Origin of the sequence: Coprococcus sp. OM06-34AC (assembly GCF_003462545.1) — a bacterium.
GTDB classification, from domain to species: domain Bacteria; phylum Bacillota; class Clostridia; order Lachnospirales; family Lachnospiraceae; genus Coprococcus; species Coprococcus aceti.
The window spans coordinates 68,390-80,465 of sequence record NZ_QTZF01000002.1 but is presented as its reverse complement, the minus strand read 5'-3'; the positions used below and the strand labels follow the sequence as shown (position 1 = coordinate 80,465).

Sequence of the window (12,076 nt, the reverse complement as noted above, 5' to 3'; positions counted from 1 at the left end):
AAAGCGTACAAGATTTTCGGATTTTGTACGCTTTCCTGTCTTTTCGGGCAGAAAAAGAAAAAAGACAGTATATCCGAGTCAAAAAACTAAGATAATAAATTCCAAATAACCGCACTCGTGGTCTATAATTGAAATAAGGCAGTTAAGATGTGCCTGCGTAAATCGGAGGAGAAAACACAGTATGAATATATTTGACATAATGGGGCCTGTAATGGTTGGACCGTCGAGCTCACACACGGCAGGGGGTGAAGGTGTGAACAAGGTGACGCATCGGTGCAGACATGTCCGATACACTGAAGGAGACTGCGCGTGGAGGCCTTGCAACCACTCGCACGGCGCTTGAGGTGAAAAATAGACTAAAAATGTAGATAGAAACTATGGCATTTGTCAAATTGCATAAATAAGGTTTTTTTTAGCCTGCAAACATGATATAATTGCATAAAGAATGTTTTAAAAATGCAGTTGGGGATGATCAGATGAGCAACAGGAAGAGAATATGCGTTATAACAGCACAGGTTGAAGAGAGTACACAGAATCGCTTCATGCAGGGATTTCTGAAGCAGGCATATGATATGAATTACGATGTCTGCATATTTTCCATGTTTTTGAAGTACCAGGATTCAACAGACAGGGAGGTTGGAGATTCAAACATCTACAACCTTATTAATTTTAACCTTTTTGATGCTGTGGTATTGTGTCAGGACACCATACAGACTCCGGGAGTCGTAGAAAAGCTGGAGAAGCGCCTGCAGTCAGAATTTGCAAATGGTGTGGTAGTGGTAGTCGACAAAGAGAATAACATATTCCCAACGGTCATGATGGATCATTATACCCCTATAGTAAAACTCGTGGATCACCTTATAGAGGTTCACGGCCACAAGAACATATATTTCCTGGGCGGACTCAAAGAGCACATACACTCCAAGCAGCGACTCGCCGGTTACATAGACAGCATGAAGGCGCACAACCTGCCGGTTACGGACGACATGATATATTATGGAACATACTGGTACGACAGCGGCGACTACATGGTGGACGAGCTTGTGAAGGATATGGAGCATCTGCCGGATGCCATCGTATGTGCAAATGACTGTATGGCCATCGGAGTGTGCACCGCATTTGACAGATATGGAATAAGAGTTCCCGAGGACATAGCCGTGGTGGGCTATGACTCCATAGAAGACGGAAGAAACAGTCCTGTTCCGATCACATCTGCGGACATACCGGCGGATGACTGCGGGCACTACTGTATGAAATATATAGATGCAAAGCTCAACGGACATGACGTACCGGAATTCAAGTCCAATGTGGAGCTGTACATAGGTGGAACCTGTGGCTGTGAGGGCTGGGAACGAGAGACAGTCAGAATCAGAAGAGACAAATGGGAGACAGACCTCTCAGAGACCGGCTTCTACTCTTGCTTCAACAACATGGCGGATGACCTTGTGGCGCAGACGAGCGTGGAGTCATTCTTTGACACCGTGTCGGAATACGTGTACCAGATAAGACCATTTGAGAGCTTCCATCTGTGCCTGAACGACTACTGGAGAAATCCGGAGGTCATGACCGGTGATGAGGCACTTCGCCATGGTTACACAGATCATGTATACAGACTAATAAAGTGCGGCCCGGATGAAAAAGAAGAGAGACACATACGCTACGACGACGTATTCGAGTCTGCGAAGCTGTTGCCGGAGCTGTACGAGGACAGGGATTATCCTACAGCGTTCATATTTACACCATTGTTCTTCCAGGACAGAAGCTTTGGCTATGCAGTGGTGAACTACGGTGCAGAGCCGAGGGTGTACGAAGATGTATACAGATCCTGGATCAAGACGGTTGCCAGGGACATGGAGTCATTTGCAAGACATCAGGGACTCAATGTACTTCTAAACAAGCTTGAGGCGGATCAGATAAGAGACGGTCTCACCGGAATGTACAACTACAGAGGCTTCATAGGCAGGGCAAATGACATGATAATCCAGGCCGCTGAAGAGAAGTCTGAGATACTTGTGTTGGCGGTGGATCTGAAGAATACACGCCAGATAAACAGCAATTACGGAAGAACAGAGGGTGACAGAGTCCTAAGCTATGTTGCCCAGTCGATAAATGAGATACTTACCCCATACGAGATATCCATGAGGATGGGAAATGACGAGTTCGTCATAGCCACAGTGGCAAAGAGTGGCGATATCTCAAGGGGAGAATATATAGCCGAGGAACTCAAGAAGAAGCTTGAGGCGGCAAACAGTGGCGGAAAGGACGATTACGAGCTCGGTATATATTACGGATGTAAGAAGGCTCTGGTCAAGTCATCTGCCGAGCTGGAGACCCTCATCAACGATACGGTCAACCAGAAGAACCGCATAAAAGAACAGAACAATGCCAAGGGACGCAACAAAGCGACGATAACGAACAGGGATCTGGAGAGAGATGAGATAGTAGCTATGATACTGGACAACAACATGCTCACATATCATTTCCAGCCTATAGTAAGTGCCCGTGACGGAGGCATATTTGCATACGAGGCACTTATGAGGATACTGGTTCCTATGAGAATGTCACCCCCTGAGCTTCTGGAGAGTGCAGAGAGACTGAACAGACTGTACGATGTGGAAAAACTCACACTGTTCAACGTCGTGGAGATCGTGGCATCGAATCCTGAGATGTTCAGGGGCAAGAAGGTATTTATCAACAGCATGCCGGGGCATATGCTCAACGCACAGGACAGAAAAGAATTCCTTTCAAAGGTGAAGATGCTCCAGTGTGCAGGTATAGTCATAGAATTTACCGAGGGAGCAGAGCTGTCGGATGCGGAACTGAATGATCTCGAGGCATTCCTCAGAGGAAATGGCATGGAGATCGCTATAGACGACTACGGCGCAGGCTATTCAAATGTAAACAATCTTCTCAGGTATATGCCTGAGTATGTGAAGATAGACAGAATGCTTCTGACAGGGATCGATGCAGACCCACACAGACAGCATTTCGTCAAGGATATAATAGAATTCACCTCGACCAACGACATCAAGGCGCTGGCGGAGGGCGTTGAGACCACGAAGGAGATGAAGACCGTCATCCAGCTCGGTGCGGATCTCATTCAGGGATACTATACCGCCCATCCGAACGCGGAGGTAGTACAGCTCATATCCCCACAGGTTGTGAATGAGATAGTTCAGTACAACCAACAGGAAGAGGTGGCTGAGAACAGCAGCATATTTGTCATGGAGCATGAGAGAAATGCATCACTTCTGAAGCTCGCATCCCAGGGAATCAGGGAGATAGTTGTGGCACAGAGAGCCGGTGGCGACAACAATGTCCGCATAGTCGGCGCACAGGGCTTCAAGTCAGATATGACACTCAAGATAAAGGATGGTTTCACCGGAACCATAGTGCTGCAGAACGTAAGCTTCTCGGGCGACCGCGACAAGCCTTGTATAGACTGCGGTGAGAATACGGATCTGCACATCGTGCTTGAGGGTAAGAATTTCTGCAGGAATGGCGGAATAAAGATACCGGAGTCGTCCAGAGTGACATTTATCGGAGATGGTGATATAATGGTCCGCGTCAACGGTAACAGCTATTACGGAATAGGCAATGACATTCATTCAAAGCATGGAGTCATGAAGTTCAAGCAGGAGGGCGCCATTAATATAGAAACAAACGGTGTGAACGGAGTGGCAATAGGCGCCGGACTCGGAGGAGATATACGTATAGAGAAGGGACGATACGACCTGTATATCAACGGCGAGAACGGAGTTGCTATTGGAAGCATAAGCACCCCGGTGAATCTGAATCTCCTGCAGGCGGACATAGACATAACCTATGAGGCTGCAAATGGAGTCGCCATCGGCTCGGTGAGCCAGCACGCAGATATCGCGATAAAGAACACATCCATATCGCTCAGAGGATCGGGCAACAGATACGTGGCGGTCGGAACCCTGGACGGAGATGGATGCAGCGTAGATATAAGCAGAGCACATGTGGACATGAACCTTAAGGGCAATTCGTGCATAGCCATGGGATCTGACCATGGAATAGCAGACATACGCATGACGGACGCCAACTCAAGGCTGGCGGTTCAGGGCGAGGCGTGCTTCGCACTTGGAAGCAGAGACGGCACAGGCATGCTGTCCAGCAATAATGCAGATCTGAATGTGGTTGTCAGGAATTCACTGAACATAGATATATCCGCGGCAGAGCAGGACATACGTCTGGTGAATGGAAGATACATGTTCATTCTGAACAATGAGAATATAGAGCGCAAGGTAGTAGAGCGATATTAATTCAAAGGAGTATAAAGGAATAATGGAAAGAGAAACTATGTGTATACAGGCTGGATACCAGCCTAAGAATGGGGAGTCAAGAATGATACCGATTGTACAGAGCACAACGTTCAAGTACGACACGAGCGAGGATATGGGTAAGCTGTTTGACCTTGAGGAGAGCGGCTATTTCTACACCAGACTTGCAAATCCGACAAATGACTATGTGGCAGCCAAGATATGTGCCCTGGAGGGGGGATCGGCAGCAGTGCTCACATCGTCAGGACAGGCAGCAACATTCTTCTCGGTATTCAACATTGCCGGAGTGGGAGATCACGTTGTGGCATCATCCACCATATACGGAGGAAGCTTCAACCTTTTTGCTGTGACCATGAAGAGAATGGGTGTGGAATTCACATTTGTGGATCCTGACTGCTCGGACGAGGAACTTGAGGCAGCGTTCAGACCGAACACCAAGGCCGTGTTTGGCGAGACCATAGCCAATCCGGCACTCATAGTATTCGATATAGAGAGATTTGCAAATGCGGCACATGCACACGGAGTACCACTCATCGTGGACAACACATTTGCCACACCGATCAACTGCAGACCTATAGAGTGGGGCGCAGACATAGTTACACACTCCACCACGAAGTACATGGACGGACATGATGCAACCGTGGGTGGGGCGATCGTGGATTCAGGCAAATTCGACTGGATGGCACACGCAGACAAGTTCCCAGGACTCACCACACCTGATGAGTCATATCACGGAGTGGTATACGCAGAGAAGTTCGGCCAGGGCGGCGCATATATCAACAAGATCGTGGCACAGCTTATGAGAGATCTCGGCCCGATACCTGCACCTATGAATTCGTACATGCTCAATCTTGGACTGGAGTCGCTTCACGTGCGTATGCCACGTCACTGTGAGAACGCACTGGCGGTTGCGAAGTTCCTCGAGGCACACGATAAGATAGCCTGGGTAAATTATCCTGGACTTGAGAGCAGCAAGTATTACGAGCGTGCTAAGAAGTATATGCCGGACGGCACATGTGGAGTTGTGTCATTTGGCGTCAAGGGAGGAAGAGCTGCTGCGGAGGCCTTCATGAAGGAACTCAAGGTTGCGATGATAGCAACACATGTGGCGGATGCACATACATGCGTTCTTCATCCTGCATCAGCTACACACAGACAGATGAATGACGAGGAGCTTCTGGCGGCAGGAGTAAGTCCTGATCTTGTGAGACTGTCGGTGGGCATTGAGAATGTAAAAGACATAATAGCAGATCTTGAAAATGCACTGGATAAGGTACAGATATGAGAATAATAAATATAACCGACCTTTCGGCACCCGAGCTTGATATATATGCGCGCATGTCAGAGAATCAACTGGCGCACATATATGAACCGGCTTCCGGGCTGTTCATAGCTGAGAGTCCAAAGGTCATAGAGAGGGCACTGGATGCGGGTTACGAGCCAGTGTCCATTCTATTGGAAGACAGGCACGTGGAAGGACAGTGCGCGGATATAATAAAGCGGTGCGGAGATATACCGATATACACAGCACCATTTGATGTCCTCACGAAGCTCACGGGATTTGCCCTGACAAGGGGGATGCTGTGCGCCATGAGGAGGGCAGAGCTGCCGTCTGTTGAGAGCGTGTGTGAACATGCCGCCAGAATAGCGGTGCTTGAGGAAGTGATGAACCCGACAAATGTGGGAGCGATATTTAGAAGTGCGGCGGCACTCGGGATGGATGCTGTACTGCTCACGCCGGGCTGCAGTGACCCGCTCTACAGGAGGGCGGCAAGGGTCAGCATGGGAACGGTGTTCCAGATACCGTGGACATATATTACATTTGACACCCTGGGTCTTGCACACAATAAAGCAGATCATGGCATATGGCCGGAGTTTGGGATGGAACAACTTCACAGTATGGGCTTCAGGACGACATCCATGGCGCTAAGAAATGACACGATAGACATACACGACCCGGAGCTGAAGCAGATCGACAGACTTGCAGTAATACTGGGAACCGAGGGAGAAGGCCTCAAGACAGAGACCATAGATTCCAGCGACTACACAGTGAAGATACCAATGTATCACGGAGCGGACAGCCTGAATGTGGCTGCAGCCAGTGCCGTGGCATTCTGGGAACTTGGCAGACGCTCGTAAAACGTCGAAAAACATCCCTCAAAAAATACGCATACATATCTACAGGATATGGAAAATATGTTATAATAGTCAGGACGTGAACAGACAGGCTCATAGTCGGCAGAAGGAAAAGACTTAGGAGGATGATAGACATGTTTTATGCTATTTCAGGAATTAACGGGGATTATGAGGCATACAAGAGAGCACTCAAGAAACTTAAGTTTCAGAACCTTGACGATATAAAGGAAGAGGACATCATGAACGAGGAGGCAGTCATCAGCACCCTTGAGGGCGAGGATGTCCTGTATGTCCTTGGCAATATAATCGGAGCAGGCGGCGGATCCATGAAGATACTTCAGGATATGATGAGCAGAGATAATGTCATCGCAGTTGTCGGTGAGAACGAGTACAAGATCACACAGGCACTCAAGGCACTGAATGACCATATCCAGTCCACAGGTGAGGTGCCACCACAGATGCTGGTAGACAAGATAACATCCATGCTTGGAGAAGAACTCTCAGGTGCGGTGGAGGAGTTCCTGCAGCTTGACGATGAAGAGCGTGAGGATGTCATAGAGTATATAGATGAGATTTCTGAGGAAGCGTTCCTCGAAGTGATGATGGCGAGAAAGAAATTTGTGCTGGTTCACGCCGGAATAAGAAACTTCGATCCGAAGAAGGAACTGGATGAGTACGACACAGAGGACTTCATCACAGAGCCAGCAGACCTGGACAAGACATATTACAAGAACAGAACACTCGTCGTTGGACATGTGCCAACCACAGAGCTCGGCGGTGAGGGCAAGATCGTTAAGAAGAACAACAACGTTGCCATCGACTGCGGGTGCGGCAAGGGCGGACAGCTTGGAATATACTGCCTGGGCAACGGCTCGGAGATGTATGTATAATAGAATAAAGAAGAGATTGACACGGCGGGATATGAAATATCATATTCCGCTTTTTTATTATGGAAGAAATTGGATTAAGAAAATAAAGTGGTTTATACAAATTGTATAGTTAAGCAAAAAATCAACGAGGATTTTTGTCGATTTTAAATCGCAAATGGAATTGAAAAATTGTGAAGAAACTGTTAAATTAGTGGGTGAGCATGTATAAAGAAATTTCCTATATAAATATTTATAGTTTTTTATAAAGAAAACAGGAGGAAAACATGGGTGTTATAGATTTTCATTCACACATACTGCCGGGTATAGACGACGGCAGCAGGAATGTCGAGACATCTATAGGCATGCTTCGGATGTGCAAAGAGCACGGCGTTGATATTATGATAGCGACGCCGCACTTTTATGCTGATTCAAATACTGTGGAGAGGTTCATTGATTCAAGACAGAAAGCATATGATAAAGTCATGGCTGAGAATATGGACATACCGCAGATTATAATGGGGGCAGAGGTCGCGTTTTTTGCAGGAATAAGCAGAGCGGAGAAAACGGACGCACTAAAAGTAGAAGGAACTGATATCATGTTGCTGGAGATGCCGTTTGTGACATGGAGTGATTCGGTAGTGCAGGAAGTACGAGACTTAATTGAGAAGAGACATTTCCATATCATACTAGCTCATATAGAGCGATTCTTACAGATACCAGGCAACAAGCCATATGTGAGACAGATCCTTGAACTGCCAGTTACGGTGCAGGTGAATGCGGCGACACTTCTGGATTTCAGACAGAAGGGCAAAATGCTCAAGATGTTCAAGAAAGGACAGGTACACATCATAGGAAGCGACTGCCATGGTATGCATCACAGGGTGCCGAACTTGTGGCTTGGCCGCGAGGTGCTGGAGAAGAAGCTGGGACATGAATTCCTGGAGAACATGGACAGCTACGGAACAAAGCTCCTGAAAGAACATCAGATACACCCATAATCAGCAATAACAACGAAACATGTAAAAGATAAACAGATAGATGGAGGACAACAACATGTCTAAGAAGACAGCGATAATCATCAGTATTGTGCTGTTCATAATACTGTGTGGTCTTATTGTGTGCGAGAAGAAGTGGCCTACAGCGGGAACAGACCTGCTTATGCTGAACGTTCTGAGATAGCACATTACATTCCGACGAGGTGATACATATGTCATACAGGAACAGAACACTATCAGAAAAAAAGAGAATATACAAGAAGCTTGGACTTGTGATTGCAGCCATACTGGTCGTATGCATTGCACTGGCGATAGCACTCAGACCGACAAAAGGAAATGCATCACACAATGCATCGGGCACACAGGCGGTCGAAGGCATGATCGAGGTGGACGGAGTCAAATACGTTCCCAAGAAGAATATAGAAACATATCTTTTTATGGGAATCGACAACATGGGCAAGGTTCAGAAAGTCACCGATTATGAGGGGGCAGGCCGATGCGATGTGGTCATGCTGATGGTCAGAGACCTGACAGATGGAACATACAAGACGCTGAGCATAGACAGAAATACCATAGTGGAGCAGGATACACTGGATCCCGACGGAACCTACGTTGCAACGAGCCCGGCACAGCTTGCTCTGGCACATGAGAATGGTGACGGAATGGAGATAAGCTGCGAGAACGTGGTCAAGGCGGTGTCAAACTTCCTTGGCGGCCAGAAGATAGACGGATACGCAGCGGTGAATATGGGGGCCATAGGAACCATCAACAATCTGGCTGGCGGAGTCACGGTTACCATAGAGGATGATTTCTCCAAGGTGGATAAGACCATGAAGCAGGGAGAGACCATCACACTGACCGATGAGCAGGCAGTACATTTTATCCATGACAGATTCGATGTGGGAGATGAATCCAACACCCAGCGAATGAAGCGTCAGGAGGTGTACAAGGCAGGACTCAAGGATAACCTGGCGGCAAAGTGCAGCGAGGATAACACATATCCACTGACCATATATGACGCCCTGGGAGATTACATGGTGACTGACATCAGCTCACAGAAGTTCTCCAAGCTGGCACTCCTTGTTCTCAAGGAAAAGGACGCCGGAACGGTGTCGATAGCTGGAACAGAGACCGTAGATGATCTCGGATTTGTCGAGGTGGAGCCGGATGCGGATAGCCTTCAGCAGGCAATCGTAGAGCTGTTCTACAAGGAATATAACTAGCATCACACATTTGATGCAGGGGATATAGATACAAAAAACGGATGGAGGGAATATATGAATTCCAACAAGAAAATGGCTGCTGTGCAGGATAAGACCACACAGATAGCCGCAGTGAACACATACAAGAATACAGAGGATGATGAAAACGAGATCGATCTCCTGGACATGGGAATGGCGCTTCTTGAGAAGCTCCCATACATCATACTGTGCTTCCTGATCGGTGCGGTGCTGTTCAACGCATTTGCATACTTCCTGATCAAGCCGACATACCAGTCGACAGCCAAGCTGTACGTGGTATCAGCATCAGATGATTCCATAGTAAATCTCCAGGATCTGAACATCGGTTCATCCCTGACCAAGGATTACGAAGACCTGATACTCAGCTATCCGGTTCTCGACCAGGTCATCGAAAAGCTCGGCCTTGACATGGACTCAGAGGGGCTTGCCAAGATGATAACCCTTGAGAATCCTTCAGACACACGAGTCCTGAAGATCACGGTCACAAGCACTGACAAGCAGCAGGCATGTGACATTGCAAATACACTGGCAAACGTGTCGATAGAGTATCTCCCGGATACCATGAGCACAAGCGCACCTAACATAGCCCAGGTTGCAAGGGTAGCAGACCAGAAGGTCGGACCAAGCTACCTTAAGTACACCGCCATAGGTGCATTGCTTGGAGCACTCATCTACTGCCTGATCGTCATTGTGGGATACCTGATGGATGACACGATCCACTCAGCAGACGACATGGAGAAGTATTTCGGAATAGTACCGCTCACGACAATACCTGAGAGTGACCAGTTCAGAACAGACGATTCAGATGAAGAGCCTGGAAAGAAACATAACAGGAAAGAGAGGGTCAGAGCATGAAGAAGCTTAACATAGAGTTTCAGGAACTCCCATATGCAGTGGAGGAGGCGATGAACCGTCTCAGGATCAACATAAAGTTCTGTGGCAAGAACACAAGAAAGATACTCATAACCAGCAGCATGCCAAATGAGGGCAAGAGCAGCGTGGCGATCAACCTGTGGAAGATGCTCGCCGAGGCAGGATTCCCTGCTGTGCTGGTGGATGTGGATCTTCGTAAGTCAGTCATAAAGGACAGACATCACATAAAGGATGCTGACAAGCTTCCGGATCTTGGATATTTCCTTTCGGGACAGTCCGAGATGGAGGATGTCATCTATGAAACACAGGTAGAAAATGCATACATCGTACCTTGTATGAACCTTCTGGAGAATCCATCGGCTCTTCTGGAGGATGCTAGATTTGCAGAGCTTCTTGACAAGCTGGCAGAGACATATAGGTATGTCATTATAGACTCGCCACCGCTTGGCAGTGTGGCGGATGCCGCTCAGATCGCATCACTGTGCGATGGCGCAGCTCTGGTAGTCAGAGCAGGTGAGACATCAAGAAGTCTCATCAAACAGTCATTCCAGCAGCTTGACCAGGTAGGTTGTACGCTGCTTGGAGTCATACTCAACAGAGCCCAGACAACGGGGAGAGCATACAAGAAATACTACGGCAAGTATGGCAAATACTATAGCCAGTACGGCTATGGTTATGGCACTTACGGCAAAGAGGCTGCAGCCTCCAGCGACGGCACCCCGTCAAAATAATTCACTTTGGATATAACGCCATGTATAGTGGCGTGCAGGGCGTTTTATCATATATTCAATACAATAGAACTTTTTGGGAAGGAGGAATTTATTGTGAAGAATTTAAAGAAGCTTTTGGCTATAGTTGTATGTATCGCAATGATGGTGCCAACAGTTGCATTTGCAGCTACATCATCACCAGCTAAGGTAGACGTTAAGTCTGCTACAGCAAAGTCTCTTACATACAATGCAAAGAGCCAGACAACAACAATTGTTGTTAACGGTAAGACACTTACCCTGAACAAGGATTTCAAAGTCGTTTCAGGAAGCCTTAAGGCAACAAAGGCTGGTACATACACAGTTAAGATCAAGGGAATAGGTAACTATTCAGGCGATACAACAGTTAAGTACACAGTTAACGCACAGCAGAGCTACAAGGCTACTGCTGCTGCAAAGACATACAATGCTAAGAATCAGACAACCAAGGTTACAGTTAAGTATGGTAACACAGTTCTCAAGAGAGGTACTGATTACAAGATTACTGGTGTAACTAAGGCTAAGAACGCTGGCAAGTATAAGATTACCGTAAAGGGTATCAACAACTACAAGGGTACAAAGACAATTTACTACACAATTAACAAGGCTGCTCAGAAGTCTGTTAAGGTTAAGGTAAATGCTTCTAAGAAGAAGATCACTGTATCTGGTGTTAAGGCAAAGGCAAAGGTTACTTACAAGTCAGCCAATAAGAAGGTCAAGGTTAAGAATGGCAAGATTACTGTTGGTAAGGGTGTCAAGAAGGGCACAAAGGTAAGAATCACTGTTAAGGTTGCTGCAACAAAGAACTACAAGGCATACAGCAAGTCAATTATTTACAAGGTTAAATAATCATCCTGCTATGTTAAATAGTTCCAAGCCCTAGCCGGTGGCGCAAAACGAATGTCCATGCCA

The 12,076-nt window shown here is 47.2% G+C and carries 10 protein-coding genes and 1 pseudogene; all 11 read left to right on the top strand.

The features are described from left to right. Positions 1–181: 181 nt before the first annotated feature. Positions 182–274: pseudogene (locus DXB91_RS14840) on the top strand (L-serine ammonia-lyase, iron-sulfur-dependent subunit beta); the annotation flags it as partial. A 202-nt stretch (positions 275–476) separates the two neighbouring features. Beyond that, complete coding sequence (locus DXB91_RS03605) at positions 477–4,286, top strand: EAL domain-containing protein (protein WP_118016844.1); 3,810 nt, start codon at positions 477–479, stop codon at positions 4,284–4,286. Positions 4,287–4,308: 22 nt separating this feature from the next. Continuing rightward, positions 4,309–5,589, top strand: coding sequence for an O-acetylhomoserine aminocarboxypropyltransferase/cysteine synthase family protein (locus tag DXB91_RS03600; protein ID WP_015534752.1), 1,281 nt, complete (start codon positions 4,309–4,311; stop codon positions 5,587–5,589). Continuing rightward, a complete protein-coding gene (locus tag DXB91_RS03595; protein ID WP_117875235.1) occupies positions 5,586–6,443 on the top strand; it encodes a TrmH family RNA methyltransferase in 858 nt (285 codons plus the stop codon). The genes DXB91_RS03600 and DXB91_RS03595 overlap by 4 nt, the downstream gene beginning before the upstream one ends. Before the next feature lie 131 nt (positions 6,444–6,574). After that, positions 6,575–7,330, top strand: coding sequence for a hypothetical protein (locus DXB91_RS03590; RefSeq protein WP_015534754.1), 756 nt, complete (start codon positions 6,575–6,577; stop codon positions 7,328–7,330). Positions 7,331–7,593: 263 nt separating this feature from the next. Beyond that, the gene (locus DXB91_RS03585; protein WP_118016843.1) at positions 7,594–8,307 is read left to right on the top strand and encodes a CpsB/CapC family capsule biosynthesis tyrosine phosphatase; all 714 of its coding nucleotides are present in this window, start codon (positions 7,594–7,596) and stop codon (positions 8,305–8,307) included. A 55-nt stretch (positions 8,308–8,362) separates the two neighbouring features. Continuing rightward, a complete protein-coding gene (locus DXB91_RS14540) occupies positions 8,363–8,488 on the top strand; it encodes a hypothetical protein (protein WP_015534756.1) in 126 nt (41 codons plus the stop codon). Positions 8,489–8,516: 28 nt separating this feature from the next. Next, the gene (locus tag DXB91_RS03580) at positions 8,517–9,527 is read left to right on the top strand and encodes an LCP family protein (RefSeq protein ID WP_055145509.1); all 1,011 of its coding nucleotides are present in this window, start codon (positions 8,517–8,519) and stop codon (positions 9,525–9,527) included. Positions 9,528–9,581: 54 nt separating this feature from the next. Further along, positions 9,582–10,400, top strand: coding sequence for a YveK family protein (locus DXB91_RS03575; protein WP_118016842.1), 819 nt, complete (start codon positions 9,582–9,584; stop codon positions 10,398–10,400). Next, positions 10,397–11,149, top strand: coding sequence for a CpsD/CapB family tyrosine-protein kinase (locus DXB91_RS03570; protein ID WP_117550425.1), 753 nt, complete (start codon positions 10,397–10,399; stop codon positions 11,147–11,149). The genes DXB91_RS03575 and DXB91_RS03570 overlap by 4 nt, the downstream gene beginning before the upstream one ends. A gap of 93 nt (positions 11,150–11,242) precedes the next feature. Further along, on the top strand, positions 11,243–12,013 hold the full coding sequence (locus DXB91_RS03565) for a hypothetical protein (protein ID WP_022217119.1): 771 nt from the start codon (positions 11,243–11,245) through the stop codon (positions 12,011–12,013). The last annotated feature ends 63 nt before the right edge of the window (positions 12,014–12,076 follow it).